This window comes from Coprococcus sp. TF11-13, assembly GCF_003481085.1.
GTDB classification, from domain to species: Bacteria; Bacillota; Clostridia; order Lachnospirales; family Lachnospiraceae; genus Coprococcus; species Coprococcus aceti.
This window is the reverse complement of sequence record NZ_QUKK01000002.1, coordinates 1-19,877: the sequence shown is the minus strand read 5'-3', so window position 1 is coordinate 19,877 and position 19,877 is coordinate 1. Positions and strand designations below refer to the sequence as shown.

The 19,877-nt window shown below is 46.2% G+C and carries 20 protein-coding genes and 1 other RNA gene; 15 read left to right on the top strand and 6 right to left on the bottom strand.

The window, feature by feature from the left end:
• The first annotated feature begins 20 nt into the window (after positions 1-20).
• The 6 genes from DXD11_RS04785 (at position 21) to DXD11_RS04760 (ending at position 5,833) form a co-directional block, all read left to right on the top strand.
• Positions 21-1,511 (top strand): spore germination protein, encoded by a 1,491-nt coding sequence (locus tag DXD11_RS04785; RefSeq protein ID WP_118757882.1) that lies wholly within the window; start codon positions 21-23, stop codon positions 1,509-1,511.
• Positions 1,512-1,894: 383 nt separating this feature from the next.
• Positions 1,895-3,088 (top strand): hypothetical protein, encoded by a 1,194-nt coding sequence (locus tag DXD11_RS04780; protein ID WP_147360972.1) that lies wholly within the window; start codon positions 1,895-1,897, stop codon positions 3,086-3,088.
• A 28-nt stretch (positions 3,089-3,116) separates the two neighbouring features.
• Positions 3,117-3,611: a hypothetical protein gene (locus tag DXD11_RS04775; protein WP_022217336.1), complete on the top strand. Its 495-nt coding sequence runs from the start codon at positions 3,117-3,119 to the stop codon at positions 3,609-3,611.
• An 87-nt stretch (positions 3,612-3,698) separates the two neighbouring features.
• Positions 3,699-4,751, top strand: coding sequence for a D-alanine--D-alanine ligase family protein (locus tag DXD11_RS04770; protein WP_022217335.1), 1,053 nt, complete (start codon positions 3,699-3,701; stop codon positions 4,749-4,751).
• A 31-nt stretch (positions 4,752-4,782) separates the two neighbouring features.
• Positions 4,783-5,205, top strand: coding sequence for a DUF1934 domain-containing protein (locus DXD11_RS04765; RefSeq protein ID WP_055280406.1), 423 nt, complete (start codon positions 4,783-4,785; stop codon positions 5,203-5,205).
• 10 nt (positions 5,206-5,215) lie between these two features.
• A complete protein-coding gene (locus tag DXD11_RS04760) occupies positions 5,216-5,833 on the top strand; it encodes a histone methylation protein DOT1 (RefSeq protein WP_015534489.1) in 618 nt (205 codons plus the stop codon).
• Here the strand turns inward: DXD11_RS04760 and DXD11_RS04755 are convergent.
• The 4 genes from DXD11_RS04755 to malQ all read right to left on the bottom strand — a co-directional run bounded on the left by DXD11_RS04755 (position 5,816) and on the right by malQ (position 9,625).
• Positions 5,816-6,598, bottom strand: a complete 783-nt coding sequence (locus tag DXD11_RS04755) for a CPBP family glutamic-type intramembrane protease (RefSeq protein ID WP_022217334.1) — start codon at positions 6,596-6,598, stop codon at positions 5,816-5,818. The two genes, DXD11_RS04760 and DXD11_RS04755, sit on opposite strands and share 18 nt — an antisense overlap.
• A gap of 23 nt (positions 6,599-6,621) precedes the next feature.
• Positions 6,622-7,185 (bottom strand): hypothetical protein, encoded by a 564-nt coding sequence (locus DXD11_RS04750; RefSeq protein ID WP_022217333.1) that lies wholly within the window; start codon positions 7,183-7,185, stop codon positions 6,622-6,624.
• Positions 7,186-7,255: 70 nt separating this feature from the next.
• Complete coding sequence (locus DXD11_RS04745; RefSeq protein ID WP_118757880.1) at positions 7,256-7,996, bottom strand: lysophospholipid acyltransferase family protein; 741 nt, start codon at positions 7,994-7,996, stop codon at positions 7,256-7,258.
• A 60-nt stretch (positions 7,997-8,056) separates the two neighbouring features.
• Positions 8,057-9,625: a 4-alpha-glucanotransferase gene (gene malQ / locus DXD11_RS04740; RefSeq protein ID WP_118757879.1), complete on the bottom strand. Its 1,569-nt coding sequence runs from the start codon at positions 9,623-9,625 to the stop codon at positions 8,057-8,059.
• Between the two features lie 490 nt (positions 9,626-10,115).
• Between malQ and pncB the strand changes: the two genes are divergently transcribed.
• Both pncB and DXD11_RS04730 read left to right on the top strand, forming a co-directional pair.
• Positions 10,116-11,357 (top strand): nicotinate phosphoribosyltransferase, encoded by a 1,242-nt coding sequence (gene pncB, locus DXD11_RS04735; RefSeq protein WP_118757878.1) that lies wholly within the window; start codon positions 10,116-10,118, stop codon positions 11,355-11,357.
• Positions 11,358-11,472: 115 nt separating this feature from the next.
• Positions 11,473-12,351: a DegV family protein gene (locus DXD11_RS04730; RefSeq protein ID WP_118757877.1), complete on the top strand. Its 879-nt coding sequence runs from the start codon at positions 11,473-11,475 to the stop codon at positions 12,349-12,351.
• 233 nt (positions 12,352-12,584) lie between these two features.
• Here DXD11_RS04730 and DXD11_RS04725 read toward each other — a convergent pair whose 3' ends face one another.
• Together DXD11_RS04725 and DXD11_RS04720 are read right to left on the bottom strand one after the other, a co-directional pair.
• Positions 12,585-13,199 carry a Maf family protein gene (locus DXD11_RS04725; RefSeq protein WP_015534495.1) on the bottom strand — a complete coding sequence of 205 codons (615 nt, stop codon included), beginning with the start codon at positions 13,197-13,199 and terminating at the stop codon, positions 12,585-12,587.
• A 72-nt stretch (positions 13,200-13,271) separates the two neighbouring features.
• Positions 13,272-14,459, bottom strand: a complete 1,188-nt coding sequence (locus tag DXD11_RS04720) for a pyridoxal phosphate-dependent aminotransferase (protein ID WP_118017007.1) — start codon at positions 14,457-14,459, stop codon at positions 13,272-13,274.
• A gap of 431 nt (positions 14,460-14,890) precedes the next feature.
• Between DXD11_RS04720 and DXD11_RS04715 the strand changes: the two genes are divergently transcribed.
• The 7 genes from DXD11_RS04715 (at position 14,891) to DXD11_RS04685 (ending at position 19,784) form a co-directional block, all read left to right on the top strand.
• Positions 14,891-15,661 (top strand): TatD family hydrolase, encoded by a 771-nt coding sequence (locus DXD11_RS04715; protein WP_118017006.1) that lies wholly within the window; start codon positions 14,891-14,893, stop codon positions 15,659-15,661.
• A gap of 37 nt (positions 15,662-15,698) precedes the next feature.
• Positions 15,699-16,562 carry a 16S rRNA (adenine(1518)-N(6)/adenine(1519)-N(6))-dimethyltransferase RsmA gene (gene rsmA / locus DXD11_RS04710; protein WP_055145795.1) on the top strand — a complete coding sequence of 288 codons (864 nt, stop codon included), beginning with the start codon at positions 15,699-15,701 and terminating at the stop codon, positions 16,560-16,562.
• Positions 16,563-16,650: 88 nt separating this feature from the next.
• Positions 16,651-17,649 carry a DUF6128 domain-containing protein gene (locus tag DXD11_RS04705; RefSeq protein ID WP_117550018.1) on the top strand — a complete coding sequence of 333 codons (999 nt, stop codon included), beginning with the start codon at positions 16,651-16,653 and terminating at the stop codon, positions 17,647-17,649.
• A gap of 19 nt (positions 17,650-17,668) precedes the next feature.
• The gene (gene tadA, locus DXD11_RS04700) at positions 17,669-18,178 is read left to right on the top strand and encodes a tRNA adenosine(34) deaminase TadA (RefSeq protein ID WP_015534501.1); all 510 of its coding nucleotides are present in this window, start codon (positions 17,669-17,671) and stop codon (positions 18,176-18,178) included.
• A gap of 76 nt (positions 18,179-18,254) precedes the next feature.
• An RNA gene (gene ffs, locus DXD11_RS04695) (signal recognition particle sRNA large type) lies at positions 18,255-18,518 on the top strand.
• A gap of 140 nt (positions 18,519-18,658) precedes the next feature.
• A complete protein-coding gene (locus DXD11_RS04690) occupies positions 18,659-19,249 on the top strand; it encodes an HD domain-containing protein (RefSeq protein WP_015534503.1) in 591 nt (196 codons plus the stop codon).
• Between the two features lie 40 nt (positions 19,250-19,289).
• A complete protein-coding gene (locus DXD11_RS04685) occupies positions 19,290-19,784 on the top strand; it encodes a hypothetical protein (RefSeq protein ID WP_015534504.1) in 495 nt (164 codons plus the stop codon).
• Positions 19,785-19,877 lie beyond the last annotated feature (93 nt).

The window sequence follows — 19,877 nt, the reverse complement described above, 5'->3', positions numbered from 1 at the left end:
GGAGGTGTTTACGGCGGACGATGGCTTCAATCAGTAAAAAAATAGACGAAAACATCACACAAATTGAGACAATGTTCGGTAACTGGAGCGATATCGTGGAGCGAAGGTTTGATCTGGACCGCTGTGCCTGGGGAGATGATCCGGCAATATACGTGGTGTATATAGATGGACTGTGCGATCATGAGTTGATTGAGAACACATTAATAAAACCAATAACCTGGGAATGGCGGAATAAAGATACGGCAGATCTGTGGGAGCATATAATCTCCTGCGAGGGTCAGACGGCGGATTATACCCAGGAAAGTGACATGGACAACGTTGTCAGGGCGGTTCTCAGGGGGGATACGGCTATATTTGTATCCGGGAGCGATCAGGCAATAGTAGTGTCATCGAAACATTTCCCTGTGAGAGGTATAGAGGAAAGCTCCACCGAGGGAGGAATGAGAGGGCCGAGGGACAGCTTCAATGAGAACTTTAGGACATCCACAGCTCTGATAAGGAGAAGGATCAAGGACGTACATCTGAAGCTGGAACAGGGGACAATGGGCGTCAGATCCAGAACAGAGTACGGGATATTCTATATGGAAGATATAGCGGAGCCTGAGCTGGTACAGCAGATAAGGGACACCATCGATAAGTATGAGATAGATGCGGTGTTTGACAGCGGTATGGCTGAACATCTGATGGAGAAGAAATGGCAGGAGATATTTCCGATATACCAGGCGACCACAAGACCTGACAAGGCGGCCGCGGCTCTGGTGGAGGGCAGGGTTGTCGTTGTGTTTGACAATTCCCCTGAGGTCATAATTGCTCCAGCCACCATCAACACTCTGTTTCAGACGGCGGACGATTATTATAACAGATGGCCGGTGGCGACATTTGCCAGAATGATAAGGTATGTGGCAGCGTTCATTGCGGTGGGACTACCGGGACTTTATATTGCGATCACCTGTTATCACAGGGAGCTGATACCCGACAAGCTTCTGTATGCGATAGCCGATGCGAGAAGCCAGCTATCGTTCCCCGTTGTAGTTGAAGTGCTGATAATGGAGCTTTTGTTTGAATTGCTCCGGGAGGCCGGGATACGACTGCCGAGCCAGCTTGGAAATACGATAGGAGTGGTTGGCGGTCTGATAGTTGGTCAGTCAGCCGTGGAGGCGGGGATAGTCAGCACCATGGTTGTGATAGTTGTGGCACTCACGGCTATAGCTTCATTTGCTATTCCGAATGAGGCGTTTGCGTCTGTTTTCAGATTGCTTAAGTTTGTAATTATAATCACCAGCGCACTTTATGGAATACTTGGATTTATCCTTGCGATGCTGGTTCTCGTGTTTCATCTTGCATCCCTGGACAGCTTTGGCGTGCCGTATATGTCCCCTGTCGTGACCTGTGGATACACTGGCGAGGGATATAAGGACTTTGTTGTCCGCGTGCCTATAAAGAAAATGATCAACAGACCTAAATGGAGCAATCCTGACGAGCGGTGCAGGTTGGTCAGAAAGAGAAAATAGATATGAATGATAAATATAATGTGACGTTTTCTGCCTTTTTTAAGATGGCTTTGCTTGTTTTGCCAGGGATGATAACTTTTGTAGCTACATTAATACCCTCATATTTTGGAAGAAATTGCCTGATTTTGTCACTTTTTTTGACGCTATGCATGGCTTTTGCTTACGTGATAGCACTATATATTGTATACATGAAGATTGATGAGAGAGGGAACAGCGAAAGCGGTAAAGTCAAAAATAGGACTATTGCATTGATTTATGGGGCGAGAACTGCCGTTAGGATGGGCTTGCTGCTGTTTGTCCTTGCCGAATGTTCCAGGCAGTTAATGTTGAAAAGATACACGGTAATTGCTATCTCAATCCCCTTGCTGCTTGCATGTTTGTATATGGGTAGCCGTGGCACAAGGGGGATGGTCAGGTTTGCGGAGTCCGTGTTCTGGTTCGCTGTCGCGGCGGGGGCTGTGGTCATTCTGTCTTCTGTGAGTAACCTTGATCTGTCAGTGCTTAAGACTGTGACTGAGATAGGAGACGAGGGCGGGGCGAATCTCACCATAAGCCGTGTCATGGCTAGGGGAGGACTGCTTTTTCTTGGATTCTCGGCTATGGAGACGGTGGTGCTGGTGTATATACACGTCATTCGGAGGCGAAGAGGAATGTTGTGTGCAGCCGTAGGCACAAGTACCATAATAGGCATTATGTGTTCGATAATTGTGATATGTACACTGGGCACGGGTGCGCTCATGGCTAAGGAGAAAAATATACTATATATAGTGGGAGCCATGGAACTGCCTGGCGGAGTGAAGCTCAGGCCGCTCATGCTGGTGTGTTACCTTGTCATCGTGTTCGGTGTGATGGCACTGGTTCCAAATGTCATAGGTGGATGGGGCGCTGTGGACAGACTGGGTGTTCGGCACAGATGGCTGTGGAAGACATTGTGGGCAGTCCTTGCATTTGCCGTATGCCTGTGGGCCGGGATGCTGCCCGGACAGCAGGACCGTATAAAGATCATCTCCGGATATCTTATTCTGGTGGATGTACCCCTATCGATAATATTGCCGGCGGCATCACTTGCCGGGAAATGGCCTGTAAAAAAATCTGCCGGACTGGCGGCGGTGTTATTGACGGCGTGTATATTGAGTGGGTGTGAATACAAGCCGGTGGAGGATGTGGACTATGTGAATGCGGTCATCATAGAGCGCAGCACGGAGGAGCCTGCCGGCGGCGGGCTGAGATACAGTCTGGTCATAACAGGACTGGACGACGATGAGGATTCCCTGACCGAGGAGGGGGTGTACCAGGTGGACGCCGGTTCATTTGCCGATGCTTGCAGAAGTTATAATGAGAGTCATGCGAAGTCCCTCGATACGAGTCATGTGGAGTATATAGTAGCGGAGGATACCCAGGTAATGAACGAGGCTGCAGCCGAACTTGAGAAGGAATTTGCTACAAGCTATGTGACTGTGGTGATAGAACAGAATATACTGGAGAAAATCGGGGATAACAATACAAATGAATATCTTAAGACACACTATGAAGGCCAGTGTCTGGCGACATACGCGAGAGATGGGATATGTGAATAGAGACTTAGATGATCAGGAGGTATTGTTTATGTGGAGAATGTTCAGGGCGGCCATACTGGGTGTCCTCATAGGAATTGTCGGCGGTGTGATATTTGGACAGGTTTCTTATGTGAAGAAATATAAGGATAAGGTGTCGAGGGAGATAATGGCGGATGCGGTCATGTACAACAATTCACTGGATGACAGTGGAAGGGTCATAAGGCTTAAGGTCGATTATGATGGCGATATGAAGTCTGAGGATGAGAGAGATGAGCTTGAGAGCTATGTGGGCAACACAGTCATGAAGCAGATCGGCATGTGGCTTGGGGACGACTACAATGAGAATCTGAGTTATATACAGATGCGCCACAATCTTGTCATGGCGATGGAGGATATAAATGACATTGCCCAGAGCGCGGCAAATGCGTGGGGCGTGGATGCCGATGCAAACTCCGGATTTTCTTATGAGTATTTTGGCGATTCCGGGGAGGACTGTCCGCCCGGAATGTATGAGACATTATGTATAGATCTGGGGGATAAGTGACGTTGAAAAGTTGATTCCCAGGTGTTATACTTTGACCTGTGGTGTGCCCCGGGTGCACCGCGGATTAAAGTATAAGGAGCACATGTCATGGCTAAGGAAAATTTGGTTGTAATATTTGGAGGAAGATCATCAGAGCATGAGGTTTCATGTATATCGGTACAGACAGTTGCCAAGGGGGTTGATCTTGAAAAGTATAATATGACATTGGTTGGCATTACCAAGGATGGAAGATGGTTAAAGGCAGATAATATAGAGAGTATAGCGGATGGAAGCTGGTATGACAGCAAGGTCACAGCAGTGATCTCACCGGACACCAGAAGAGAGCTTATAGTTTTCTCCGATGCAGGTGTGGAGCGCCAGAAGGTGGACGTCATATTCCCTGTACTTCACGGTATGTATGGCGAGGATGGAACTATACAGGGATTGTTCGAGATGGCAGATATTCCATATGTTGGATGTGGCGTTCTGGCATCGGCAGCATCCATGGATAAATTCTATACGAAGATAATCGTTGATCACATCGGTGTTTCACAGGCGAGATTTGTACCTGTGCTTGCAGAGGATTTCAGCGACATAGACAGTGCTATGGACAGAGTTGAGGCTGAGCTTGATTACCCTGTATTTGTAAAGCCTTCAAAGGCCGGATCATCAAAGGGTGTAAATAAGGCGACTGACAGAGCAAGCCTTCTGTATGCGCTGAATGAGGCCGTAAAGCACGACAACAAGATCCTCGTTGAGGAGACGATAGTTGGACGTGAGCTTGAGTGCGGAGTCCTCGGTTACAAGGACAATACCAAGGCTTCGGGAGTTGGCGAGATACTTGCCGCTGCTGAGTTCTACGATTTCGATGCAAAGTACAACAATGCTGAGTCGAGAACGGTTATCGGCGCCGACATCCCTAAGGAAGCAGAGAACGAGATAAGGGAAGACGCTGTGAAGATATTCAAAGCACTTGACGGCTTCGGACTCTCCAGAGTGGATTTCTTCCTTGAGAATGGAACAAACAGAGTTGTATTCAATGAGATCAACACACTTCCTGGATTTACAGGAATAAGCATGTATCCAATGCTGTGGAATGCTCAGGGATACGATATAAAGACTCTCGTCACAACGCTTATTGAGATGGCAAAAGAGAGATAAATTTATAAAATTACATAGATTGGAAGTTTATATGGTAAAGAATGTTACTGTGACAGTAGTTGGAGAGCAGAGGACGAGCAGGGAAGAGAACAACGTTGAACCCATAGAGCTTGTTACCAGGGGAAGCCTTCATGAGAAGGACGGGGTATTTTACCTGAAATACGATGAGTATTATGAGGATCTTGAGAAACCGGCGAGAAATCTGCTGAAGTTTGACAAATTAGGACTTGACCTGACAAAGAAGGGCGAAGTCAGTGCTGCCATGTCGTTCAGACCGGGAGAGACCAGAGAGGCATTTTATTCTACTCCGGTTGGTATGATGAATATAAGCATACTCACTGAAGGCTATCAGCTCGTGGAGACGGAAAAGGGGCTTGGTCTGGTCGTGGTGTATGTGATGGATTATGGCAATGAATGTGTATCGTTTAACGTACTCAGGATAACCGTGGAGTGAGGATAGCTATATGGATGACGAGAAGGCGTTTGATGATTTTTTGTCTATAGATACGACGCTGTGTATAGGTGCGGAGCAGCCCACCGAGGAGAATAATATATATCAGGCGACTTACTACAGGGATCTTGTGACCCTGTTCAATGCCGTGTCCATGGAGCCGGAGGATACACTTGTTGATTTTGGCTGCGGACTGGGGCGTGTGTTGTTCTATGGCAACTCAAGGCATTACTGCCGCGCCACGGGTATAGAGGCAGATGCTGACATATACGAGAAGCTTCTGGAAAATGCCGCGGGTTATCAGAGCAGATTTTATGATCAGGAAGACAGGATGAACTTCTATAACATTCCGGCGCAAGAGTATGAGGTTGCAGATGAAGATAATTATTTCTATTTCTTCAATCCATTTTCCCCGGAGGTGTTCAAGAAGGTCATAGACAATATAATAGATTCCGTGCGCAGGGCACCGAGAAATATATATCTAATGCTGTACTACCCGACATTTGAATATCAGAGAGTCATGAGGGACAGCAGGTATTTTGTGTTGAAGAATATCATCAAGTTGTCAGGATACGAAGAGGATCCCGATGAAAAAGTGTATGTGTATCACATGTCAAGATACTTTGTGTGATTTGCCACTTCGGCGCAACAGCAGATATAGGGCGATGAAGCCTGCGGCTGACGTGATACCAGTTGCAAGTATACAGCCTGTATGTGGCAGTGCAAATGGCAGCATCCCGGTGAAATAAGAAGATACGTTGATCGTTATGTGAAGAAGGATCGATGGCAGCAGGGAAGACGTCCATGTGGCGAGCAGCGCGAGAAGGATTCCCATGGGAAGGGCGTAGCAGAACTGGACTAAATTGCCGTGATAAAGGGCGAACAGCAGCGCTGACAGTAGGATGGCGATGGCATCTGAATGTCTGCATGTAAATGCACGTCTGGAAGAACTCAGAGAGATCCCTCTGAACACAAGCTCCTCACAGACCGGTGCAAGCAGCATGACTGTTGTAACTCTGAAGATACCGTTGTTTAGAGAGAATGATGAACGAACCATGTCTCTGTAACTGCCGAGAAGCTCTGGACGATGGAGCTCAATGGCGTTCAGTATTCCGGTCGAAAAGAACTGCAGACTGAGGCCTGTTATGACAATAAGTATAAAAATACAAAAACAGAACAGGAATGAGAGTGATCTCGTTCCTGTTCTGTTTTTATTGTTACGGTTATCTCCTGTGGTGAATATCCAAGGATATATATGGTGTATACATCCGCAGAGAATAATTATTATAACACATGATACCAGAGATGATGGAATAAGCCCATGGACAAAAGTTATGCATATCGGTGCGAGTAAAGCTATTCCAAGTTCGCGGAGGTTAATATGACATTTCTTCATATTGGGAATCTCCTTTCAAGCTGTTACATCTTCAGGATCTTTTTAGCTCTCTCTTTTTCTTCCTTGGCCTTAGCCTTGGCTGCGGCCTTCTGCTCCTTGCTGAGCTTTGACTCGGCTACATCCTTATCGTACATATCCTGATACTTTCTCTGCTTTGCACGAAGCTTCTCACCAAAGGTCTTCTTGCCCTTCTTCTCCTCGATCTTACCACGAACATTCTTGACGCTCATGATATAGATACCGCTGACCATAGCCTTTACCTCTCCGCGGACAGGCATCTGATCATATATACCGTCATCACAGATAAGATTCATGATCTGAGGTCCGATCTTGGCCTTTACTATAGGCATCTTGGCCTTCTGGTAACGCTTTGGTGTCTGTTCCATTACCATCTTAGGCAATCCGGCATCCTTCATAGGGAGCATCTTCTTGTCGATGACAAGCATCGTCACAGGCTGTGCCTGTTCCTTCATCATTTCCTTCTGTGCAGACTGCTTTTTCTGAAGCTTATTGCCCACTATGTATAATGCAATAAGACCTCCGATAAGTATAACTGCAACTATTATCAACCATACCCACCATGCCATGTTTAGTTCCTCCTGATTATATTTAGTTATTGGTGTTTTGTCTTGCCGTGATCAGATTATTATAGTCTGATCACTTTTTTGTTGCAAGGGGAAGATTCTTAACCCTTGCTTTCTGAATGAGTGCCGGAATGGTTTCAAGAACCTCCTTGCGCTCCTTTGGCTTCAAGCCATTTATGTCGATAGGGTCAAGAAATTCGATGACCACCTTGTGACTTCTGATAAAGTTGTGCTTGTTGGCCTCCATGATATTGTCTGTTCCGCATATGGATACAGGTACGATAGGACATCCGGCCTTCTGTGCGATCTTGTATGCTCCGTCCTTGAAAGGAAGAAGTTCTTCGCCGTCATTTCTGTGTCCTTCAGGAAATACCATCATGGAATGTCCGGATTTTACGATATCAGCCGACTGCATGATAGTCTCCAGTCCCTTCTTCAGGTCGGACCTGTCAAGGAATGTACATCCTATGTCCTTCATATACCATGGAAGGATAGGAACCTTCAGGATTCCGTCCTTGGACATAAATCCCAGAGGCCTGTCCAGTGCGTTGTGACAGCACAGTATATCAAAGAAGCTTCTGTGGTTGCCGACAAACAGAATAGGCTGATCCTTCGGTACCCGTTCCAGACCTATGACAGTGCACCTGGCACCGCATATGAACATGACTATTCCAAAGAAGCCTTTGACCAGCTTCTGGGCATGGCGGTACGCCTTTTCCTGATCCTTCTTAGCCAGAAGGTACAGATATAGGTGATACGGAGTACACAGGATGATGCCCAGAAAGGCAAATAAATATGCAAATATTGTTCTCAATATTATAATTCTCCTTATGCTATTTTAAATGTTCCAGCATTGATTTGACTCGTCGTATGATTACTTCTCCTCAGAATCCTTCTTCTCCGGTATTGGAGTATATCTTCCATAGAGCTTTGATGTCTCAAGAAGCCTGTCTGACAACTGCTTGCTCAGGTCTGAGGCTTTGAATCTCCATGCCCAGTTGCCCTCTCCAACGCCTGGCGTGTTCATACGTGCCCATGAGTCGAGCTTTAGCACGTCCTGCATAGGAACGATGGCCATGTTGGCAACAGAAGAGAAGCATGCTCTTATCATAACCCAGCAGATATCACTTGCATCAGTGCTGTAGTATCTTCTGAGCTTATCCTTTGAAGCCTCATAAGCCTGCGTATACCATCCAAGGGTGGTGTCGTTGTCGTGTGTTCCTGTATAGCATACACAATTAGGTGTATAGTTATGTGGAAGGAAGTCGTTCTCGTTTGGATTTTCAAATGCAAACTGAAGGATCTTCATTCCAGGAAGTCCGAATTTGTCTCTGAGTTCTATGACTGAATCATCTATCTCGCCGAGATCCTCGGCGATGATAGGAAGATGGTAGCCGAGATTAGCTTCGAGCTGTGTGAAGAAGTTCAGCCCTGGAGCTGGCTTCCACTCGCCGTTGATGGCGGTCTCCTCACCGTAAGGCACTGCCCAGTAACGGTCAAATCCTCTGAAGTGATCTATCCTGAGGAAATCTGTTACTGTGAGCTGATACTTGATTCTCTTTATCCACCATGCATAGCCTGTCTCGGTATGCTTTTTCCAGTTGTACAGAGGGTTGCCCCAGAGCTGACCGGTAGCTGAGAAATAATCTGGTGGAACACCTGCAACCTCGATAGGGTATCCTTTTGAATCCAGCAGGAACAGTTCCTGATTGGACCATACGTCTGCGCTGTCCCATGCGAGGAATATAGGTGTGTCACCTACTATACTGATTCCGAGATCATTTGCATATGTCTTGAGGGCCTGCCACTGCTCTGTAAAAAGGAACTGGAGGAAGTTGTAGTAGCCGATGCCGTCTGCAAGCTTCTTCTTCCATGCGGTCTTCTGCCTTGCGGTAGGCTTCTTCAGTGAATCCTCCCACATGTACCAAGGCATTCCCTCGTGCGCATCCTTGCCTGCCATGAACAGAGAGTAGTCAGCAAGCCATGATGTATTCTTGACAAATGCATCGAACTTTGCCATGAGATCCTCGTCTCCTGACATATCATCTGCATAGTCAGCGTCGATAAATCTCTCGTACGCTTTCTTCAGAAGGCCAGTCTTGAATTCTATAAGTGTTCCATAGTCGATCTTCTCAGGATCCCAGTCAGGCATAGCTGAGAAGTCCTCGTCCAGAAGTAACTTCTTCTTTCTGAGGTAGTCGATATCGATGATAAGTGGTTGCCCTGCAAATGCTGAAAATGGCTGATAAGGTGAATCACCAAAGCCTGTGTGACCGAGTGGAAGCACCTGCCACAGATTTAATCCTGAAGCTGCAAGAAAGTCGATAAACTGATAAGCGCCCGGACCCAGATCTCCGATTCCATAAGGACTTGGGAATGATGTCGGGTGAGCCAGAATACCAGCGTACTTCTTAGGCTTTTTTCCGTTGTTCTGCTCTAACATAATCTATCCTCTTTTCATAATATGTAAAACCACAGAGCCATGCCACCTCACAGTCTCTTACGAGCCTGTTCGGCTGGTGTGCCCTGCGGCATTCAGAGCCATGCCACCTCACAGTCTCTTACGAGCCTGTTCGGCTGGTGTGCCCTGCTGTGTTCAGAGCCATGCCACCTCACAGTCTCTTACGAGCCTGTTCGGCTGGTGTGCCCTGCGGCATTCAGAGCCATGCCACCTCACAGTCTCTTACGAGCCTGTTCGGTGCGGCGTATCCGCCGTATAGCACAATATAAGAAATGCCTTGTTCATGCAAGCATGACAAGCCACTTCTTATATTGTGCTGCATGGCTCTGAACGGTAACATTATACAATACTATGTGTGATAGTTGCAAGGTAATAGTGCTTGACAGCGGGCTGTGTGCTAACTTATTATAAGTGGAAGTATTTTAACTTGCGTATACTTCCGTATTTCCGTGATATATGGCGGTTAAGCCGTATGTGTGGAGCGGATAAAAAGAGAAAGAAGAGTATAAAAATGGAAAGAATAATCACAAGCCTGCTTGAAACGGATATGTACAAGTTTAGTATGGGACAGGCGATTTACCATCAGTTCAGTGACTATAAGACAACATGGTCATTCAAGTGCAGGAATACTGACGTGTTCTTCACAAAGGAGATGGTTGATGAAATCAAAAGACAGATACAGCTCTACTGTGATCTGAGATTTACAGAGGAGGAGCTTGAGTATCTGCACAATATCAAGTGGATAAAGGGTTCTTATGTTGATTTTCTGAGACTCTGGAAGGCAAGATATGAGGACTTTGAGATATCAGATGACGCTGAATGTGGACTGAAGATAGAGGCGAGAGGTACTTGGCTCAATACTTCCATGTATGAGATACCTACTCTGGCTATAGTGAATGAGGTCTACTTCAGAATGAACGATGACTATGATAAGCTGCTTGCATCATTCATGGAGAAGCTTGATGAGAAGGTCCGAAAAGTCGAGACCGGAGAGTATAACCTTGGAGCTTTCAGTGAGTTTGGACTCAGAAGAAGACTTTCGGCTGAAGCTCAGGAGCTTGCAGTCAAGGAACTCAGCAAGCGCAAGTATCCGGGTTCAACATTTGTCGGAACAAGTAATGTATATCTGGCAAGGAAGTATAATCTGGTTCCGGTTGGAACTATGGCGCATGAGTGGATCATGTGTGTTGGACAGGGTAATCATAAGCACAATCCTGCATATTCCAACTGGTATGCATTGGATGCATGGGTTAAGGAGTATGGAGTGCTGAACGGAACAGCTCTCACTGATGCCATCACAACAGATTGCTTCCTGAAGGATTTCCAGCTCACATATGCGACACTTTTCAGTGGGGTGAGACACGACAGTGGCGATCCTTATGAGTGGGGCGACAAGATGGTTCATCATTATGAGAAGCTTGGACTTGATCCAAAGACCAAGACACTTCTGTTCAGCGACAGCCTTGATTTCGAGAAAGCGGACAAACTCAACAGCTATTTCAAGGACAAGATCAAGGTTGCATTTGGAATAGGAACATATATATCCAACGATACGTGCGATGAACCGCTCAACATAGTTATGAAGACTACAGCATGTAACGGCATGGATGTTGCCAAGATATCTGATGATAAGGGCAAGGGTATGTGCAAGAACCCTGATTATGTTCATTATCTCAACAGATGTATCAAGTGGCGTATGGAGAATGATAAGTAAATTTTCATAAGGAGGGACCCACGTAAGTGGGAGGATTCCTTATGAAGCACGCAGACGCCGCGCGCAGCGCATTTCATGCGTCTGCTCATTAGCAAAAAATGGAGTTTTGTGAATTATGGGAAAAATTATTATAATGACAGATTCTGCCAGTGACATTTCAGAGAATGAGGAGAAGGAGCTCGGCATCAAGATCCTTCCTTTCCCGGTCGTGATAGGTGGCAAGTCTTATCTGAGCAGAGTCGATTTTGACAATGAGGGCTTCTACAAGCTCATGGCAGAGAATGATGATCTTCCAAAGACATCACAGATCACAGCGTACCAGTTCGGCGAGGTGTATAAGGAGCTGGTGGAGCAGGGTTACACGGATATTATATATGTAAGCATCAACAAGGATGGTTCTGCCTCATATGCAAATGCGCAGATGGCCGCAGATCAGTTCGAGGAGGAATATCCTGAGTGCGCCGGAAAGTGCAATATATATGTATTTGACGGAATAGGCTACAGCGGACAGTATGGATATCCTGTTATTGTGGCAGCGCGGATGGCGAAGGAAGGCAAGGATGCCAAGGATATCGTGTGGTATCTGAAGGAAGAGCTTCCAAAGAGAAGGATATACTTCGGAATATATGGTCTTAAGTATGCCGCAAAGTCTGGAAGAATACCTAGTGCAGCGGCTCTGGTTGGAGATGCACTTGGCGTGAAGCCTATCATGAAGATCTGGGCAAATGAGATCGTGACAGCTATCAAGTGCCGCGGCGAGAAGAAGCTCATGGCAAAGATGGTGGATGTCACAGTGGAAGAGATGGATCCGGGTTCAGAGTACCAGATAGTATATGGTAACGATGAGACCGTAAGAGACGAGCTGACAGCCCGTATGACGGAGAAGGTTGGCTATGGCCCTTCAGATTACTTCCAGATCGGGGCAGCAGTTGCATCAAATGCGGGCCCGAAGGTCGTTGGAACTATCTTCAATGTGAAGAAAGAGCTTATGTAAGGATTCATGTAGGAATTATTTCTTATGGCACGATGGCGGATAAAAGTCTTTGTGCTGTTTATCGTGGAATTTAATAATATGTGTATAAAATTATCCCTTTTCAAGGAAATTTTGTTGAAAAAATACAAAATCTCAGATTTTGTGCCTTTTTCAAGATCTTTTCCTCAAAAAGGGATAATTTAGTGTCGTAAAATAAATATAATTGCCATTTAGAGAAAATATTTCCAAACCATTCAAGAAATCAAATCATCAAGCTCGTGATACACCCTTGCGAGTGGCAGCCCGACAACATTGTTGTAGTCGCCCTCAATTCCCTTGACGAACAGACCGCCCTTGCCCTGAATTCCATAGCTTCCGGCTTTGTCAAACGGCTCATTTGTGGCGAGGTACTGGATTATCTCGTCGTGGGATACAGGATAGAAGGTTACATCCGTCTTCTCATAGAATGAGCTGGATGACTTGGCTCTTCCGTTCACATATATCAGACACACGCCGGTGTACACCTGATGCGTCTGGTCGGACAGACTGTTCAAGGTGTTGTATGCATCGTCGTAGTCGTAAGGCTTACCAAGAATCCTTCCGTTCAGCGATACAACAGTGTCTGCGCCGAGGACAACGAAGCGTTCAGGAAGCTTTTTAACCCGTCTTACAACATCCTGGGCGATGATCCTGTTGCACACTTCATCTGCCTTCTTCTTAGCCAGAAGCATTACATATTCAGATGGAGCCATCGGTTCAAGATCTTCATCAGAAAGACTTGGACACACATCGAAGTCGTATCCCGCCTGGGCCAGAAGTTCCTTTCTTCTAGGCGATCCCGAGGCGAGAATTATCTTTATGTTAGTCATATGCTATATCTCTATACTTTCCTAAAATAATTTTGTACAAACAAGATCTGTTATTGTCGTACACACAGATCATTATTTACACATCTTAATAGCCTTCTCAAACAGTGGCAGAGAGCGCTCAACCATATCTGTTGTAGTACAGTAAGCCAGTCTCATATGTCCCGGACACATAAAGCTGTCGCCAGGAACAAGGATCAGATCAAGCTCATGGGCAGTCATGTTACAGAACTCATTTGCATCTGCGATAGGAGTCTTAGGGAACATATAGAAGGTTCCGCCCGGCTCAACACACTCATATCCCATGGCGGTGAGCTCCTTGTACAGGATGTTCTTGTTCTTCTCATAGATTGACAGATCAGATGTCTCATCGAGCACCTTTGCAACTCCGAGCTGTATCAGAGATGAAGGACAGTTGTGTCCTGTGAAACGTGATACCTGTCCGCACATATTGATGATGAGTTCAGCGTCCTTGCACTTAGGGTTTACAGCCACGTATCCGATACGCTCTCCAGGAAGTGACAGAGATTTGCTGAATGAGTAGCAGCAGATCGTGTTGTCGTAGAACTTTGAGATGAACGGCGAATCGGTTCCCTCAAATACGATCTCTCTGTAAGGCTCGTCTGATATAAGGTAAATGTCATGTCCGTACTCCTCCTGTTTCTCTGAGAGGATCTGGGCAAGATGTGTTATAGTCTCTGTTGAGTAGACGATTCCGGATGGGTTGTTTGGCGAGTTGATGAGGATTGCCTGAACATTTGGGTTCATCATCTCGAGAAATGCGTCAAAGTTGATCTGGAATGAAGTAATGTCCGCGGGAACGACCTTGAGAACAGCACCGGTTCCGTCAACGTATGGAACATACTCAGGGAAGTAAGGCGCAAATGTGATGACCTCGTCGCCCGGCTCTGTGACACATCTGATGGCGTGGGCCAGGGCTCCGGCAGCACCTGATGTCATGAAAATGTCCTCAGGAACATACTCCATGCCGAAACGGCGGTTCAGAGAATCTGCGACAGCCTTTCTTACAGAGTAAATAGTAAGTGTAGGGCTGTAGCCGTGAAGTGCCAGTGAATCCTCATTCTGGATAAGATCGATAAGTCCTTTGTTGAAGTCGTCTGTGGTAGGCACAGATGGGTTGCCTATAGTATAGTTGAACACATTCTCAGCACCGATCTCAGCGGCACGCTTTGAAGCATACTGTGCAAATTCCCTGATGATGGAAGTGTTGTTTAACATTGATGAATATTTCTTTGAAATCATGAAAGTCCTCCTGTTATGTAAAATGTTATGATAAATATACATATAAAATCAATGCAATATGACACATGTAATGTGGACACATATTATACGTTGATGTAATCTATGTGTACATATATACATCACAATAAATATACAGTTTTGGACACAAAAAAACAAGAGGTAACAGAACGGGGAAGATCTGCTGCCTCTTGCAAAAAAATGAGGGGAGAGAGGATTCAAATAAATGAAAAACTCTTTACGATTGTTAGTATATTCAGGATTTGTGAAAAAAATGTGTTTAAAGATTAATCTATTTATAAAGATTAATAACTAATCATAAACAAATAATTAAACGTTCACAAAGTGCGGGTATTTCTGTATAATACAGCGTGACGGATACGATATTGCGGTACTATAAACAATGCATTAGTACCATAAGAGAGGTTTGAGATATGATATTTGAGACACATGGTCATTATGACGATACTCAGTTTGATGAGGACAGAGAACAGTTAATTGCAGAATTCCTTGAGAAGGATATAGACAAGGTCATGAACGTCGGAGCGGATATGCAGTCGTCGAGGAATTCGGTGGAGCTTGCCGGAAAGTATCCGCATTTCTATGCAGCGGTTGGCGTGCATCCAAGTGAGGTCGGTGAGCTGACGGAGACGGATATACAGGAGCTTAAGAGCATGGTGCTGGATAATCCAAAGGTGAGAGCCATAGGTGAGATAGGCCTTGATTATCATTTTGATGATGATCCCCCGAGGGATGTGCAGAAGAAATGGTTCGTCAGACAGCTTGAGCTTGCACAGGAGCTTGCCATGCCGATCATCATACACAGCAGGGACGCCGCGTCAGACACCATGGAGATATTGAAAAGAATGGATGGCGGCAGAAATGGCGGTGTGATACACTGTTATTCATACAGCGTAGAACAGGCAAGAGAATATATTAAGATGGGATTTAACATAGGGGTTGGCGGAGTAGTCACCTTCAAGAACAGCCGGAAGCTTCAGGAGGTCGTGGAGGACATCCCTCTGGAAAAGATAGTTCTCGAAACAGACTCCCCATACATGGCTCCGGTTCCATTCCGGGGAACAAGGAACTCTGCCCTCAACATACCTTATATAGCTGAGAAGATAACCGAGATCAAGGGCGTTCCGGTTCAGAAAGTGTATGACCAGACATACGCGAATGCCCTGAAAATGTACAAGATGTAATAAAAACGTAGATTACAGGCAATGGAAAGGACAAAGCATGGAGAAGTTAAGTAATCCACAGGTCACGATAGAGACGATAAAGAAATACGAATTTGCATTTCAGAAGAAGTTCGGTCAGAATTTCCTCATAGATGCCCATGTCATAAACAAGATAATCAGCGCGGCGGACATCACGAAGGACGACTGCGTTCTGGAGATAGGCCCGGGAATAGGAACCATGACCCAGTATCTTGCGGAGAGTGCCGGACAGGTTGTGGCGGTGGAGATAGACAAGAATCTTCTCCCTATTCTGGACGAGACCCTTGCGGAGTACGACAATGTGACCATCATCAACGATGACATACTGAAGGTGGATATCAACAAGATCGTGGAGGAGAGAAATGGCGGCAGGCCTATCAAGGTGGTTGCGAATCTTCCATACTATATAACCACACCGATCATCATGGGACTTTTCGAGAAGCATGTGCCGCTTCTCTCGGTGACGGTCATGGTGCAGAAGGAGGTTGCGGACCGCATGCAGGTGGGCCCGGGAACCAAGGATTACGGAGCACTGTCCCTGGCAGTTCAGTATTATGCCGAGCCGTATATAGTGGCAAATGTTCCGCCAAACTGCTTTATACCGAGACCAGGTGTGGGCTCAGCGGTCATCAGACTGAACAGATACCAGGAACCGCCGGTCAAGGTGAAGGACGAGCAGCTCATGTTCAGGCTGATAAGAGCATCATTTAACCAGAGAAGAAAGACTCTCCAGAATGGTATAGCCAACAGCGGAGAGCTGTCATTTGCCAAGGAGCAGATCGCAAAGGCTTTGGAATCCCTTGGAATATCAGCAAATATCCGTGGAGAAAGTTTGAGTCTGGCGGAATTTGCAGCTTTGAGCGACATTCTCACGGACAAATAATGTCATAGGTGGTGAGACAGAATCATAGATAATTGATAAAGCCCCCGGAAAAGGACGCAGAATTCCGGAAGGGAGAGGAGGATTATCTATGGTGTACTGGAACCGATTTATATCGTATATTTACAGGTATCACGACGGACACAAATGTGAAAATTCAGGATTTGCCAAGGTGGCAAAGGTGGGGAGAACGGGAAGACTCACGGTTGGACTGAGAAACGGAATGAACAGCAGAGAGGAAATCTATGGCGTGTTCATTTACAGGGAGACGCTGGCCGACGAAGGCGCAGTGGGCGGTGAACAGACAAATGAACCCGTGATGATCCCTCTGCCGGTGCTCGTCGGTAAGATGAGACTCAGAAATGGACACGGTGAGGAGTGCTTCTCATTCTGTTGGGATGATGTCATGGAGAGTGGACGGCCTGTGACTGCATTTGCCGGTATCGTCATAAGGCGTATACAGCCGGATGGAAATATGGGGCAGGAGTATTACGACAGCGATATATTCTGTTCGTCCTGGACGGACAGTGTGATAGATTATTCCAGAATGTGGGATGCGAAACGTGCGGGCCGCGATGCTGAGGAACTGAGCGAGGCGGTGAGAGAGGCCTCCATAACAGATACGGTCACGGCAGAGTTGGAGCTTGAGAGCTGTGCTGCACCGGCGGAGCCTGTATGTTCTGATGAGGTCGAGACCTCCGAGACCGGAACGGCGATAGACAAAATGTTTGAGAACTATGAACGTCTGCCACTTCTTCCGGGAAGCTCCCTGGATGACGGGCTGGACAGCGTCATAGAGAGCGTGAAGATATCCCCGAATGACATAGGTCTGCTGGACATGTGCAACTGGAAGCTCGGGGTGAACAGCTTCCTGACACACGGGTATTACAGCTACAAATACCTGATGTTTGGCAAAGTCATATTTTCCCCAGATGATGACCGCGTCAGTTACATACTTGGAGTTCCGGGGGTGTATTCCTCGAGGGAGAAATACCTTGCCGGGATATTTGGATTTGACAGATTCGTGCCGGAGAAGGAGACACATATCAAGACCGGCAGCTTCGGCTACTGGATAGTGGATATAAGATAGGAAGAAGAGGATAAAGAGAATGGAAGATACCAATATAGATGAGCTGACGCCGGAGGAGCGGCGTATCCATGAGAAGTATATGGATAAAGCCATAGCCCAGGCAAAGAGGGCTTATGCAAATGGCGATGTTCCGATAGGCTGTGTCATAGTCCACGATGACAGGATAATCGCAAGGGGCTTCAACAAGAGAAATCTGAAAAAGACCACACTTGCACATGCGGAGATACTGGCCATAGAACAGGCGTCAAAGAAGCTCGGCGACTGGCGGCTGGAGGAGTGCACAATGTATGTGACCCTTGAACCGTGCCAGATGTGTGCCGGGGCCATAGTGCAGGCCCGTATCCCAAATGTGGTGATAGGATGCATGAATCCCAAGGCCGGATGTGCGGGCTCCATAATAAACCTGCTGGACATGAAACAGTTCAATCATCAGGTTGAGGTTATACGTGGTGTGCGGCAGGATGAATGCAGTGAGATGATGAAGAGCTTTTTTCGCGACCTGAGACAGGGAAAAGCGAAGAATGCTTGACGGCGGGCGGCATGTCAGATATAATGTAGCCTGCGGTGCATCTTGTGCACAGCCAATTAAATATGTTTTAAAGTTTCCATGCAACCGGGGAGGTAGCGGCGCCCTGTACCTGCAATCCGCTATAGCAGGGGTGATGGTCTTCCGGAGGGGTGGCCGCTGTAGGGCTGCCCTCAGTAAGTGATGTTGATGTCTGGGTCTCGCGCAACAGGAATCTTCGAACCGTGTCAGGTCGGAGACGAAGCAGCACTAAGGGGAATCTCCTGTGTGCCGTGAGGGTGCCTGGGCTGAGTTAACTGCTGAGGTAACGTCTATGGTGACGCTTCGAAGGAAGATCGCATGGATTTTTTTATTTTTAACATTATTTATTAAAAATTTAAAAAAATATAGCAAAATCCCACAAAAGATGTTATCATCAAGTATGATACTTTTGCAGTGTTATTATGCGCTGCAGAATAGTGATTTCCAAGGGGCGAAACGGATATGAATTACGCTGAAGTAATTGATTTTGTAAAGGAACAGACAGCCGTTAACGGTAGGCCGCCTAATTATCCATTCAGGAGCAGATTTGAACATACTATGCGGGTGTATAGATGGGCGATAAAGCTTCAGTCGAAGTTAGGTGGAGATCTGGATATAATAGTTCTCGCGGCACTTCTTCATGATGTGGGCTGGGATGACGAGAGACCACATGGGGAGGTCGGAGCAGAGATAGCTGTCAATTATCTTGACAGTCTGGGAGTCGATCCACAGAAGATAGCCAAGATAGGCGAGATAATCATGATCCATGAGGAGAAGGATACTGATGCAGATTTGTCACTTGAGTGCAGGATAGTTATGGATGCAGACCTGCTGGATGAAGTGGGAGCGATCAGTGTTCTGTGGGATTCCATGGCTACGGCTATAGAGGACGAGGCAAGCTATAAGCGCGCATATTACAGAATCAAGAATTTTTATAAGATCAATAAACCAAAGATCAAGAGATGTAAGACGGAGGCTGGACGACTTGAGTACAGCAAACGCATGCAGCTCCTTGAGGATTTCATATTCCAGCTTGAGAAAGAACTGTTCTAGTATCGATTGATGAATTTGATTGTGGATAGGAGAGATAATTATGAAGACATTTGTTAAGATCCTTGTAGCCATTATTGTGGTAGCAGCTATCTGTGGCGGTGTGTATCTGGTTCTTCCTGAGACAGCTCAGATATTTGTAAAGGGTAATATTCAGTATCGTACTAACGATGAAGCAAAGGACAAGATAGACAGCCTTAAGAAGAATGAGATCGTCTATACAGATGTACAGAGCAACGGAACAGAGAAGAAGGTTCCTACAGGTGTTACATATGGAGACGCTCTTGATAAGAAGGCCAAGACAACAGTATGGTATTATGAGGACACAACAAACGGTGGATTCAGAATCACATATTATGGAACAAAGGTCAGCATGGATCTTGCAAAGTATGGTTCAGATGGAACATATATAGACAAGACACTGAAGGCAGTATTTGATTTTCCTGCAGGCGGAAAGAGTACAGTTACATTGTACATAGGAGATGAGCAGTGTGACGATGCGATGAAGGCTGCTGTACTTCAGGCTCTGGCTAACTAATAATAGTTAATATACAATAAAACTCCACACCGACTTGATATGTACCCAGAATCCTGGACACATATTTATGAACTAGGCTGAACACATGGATGC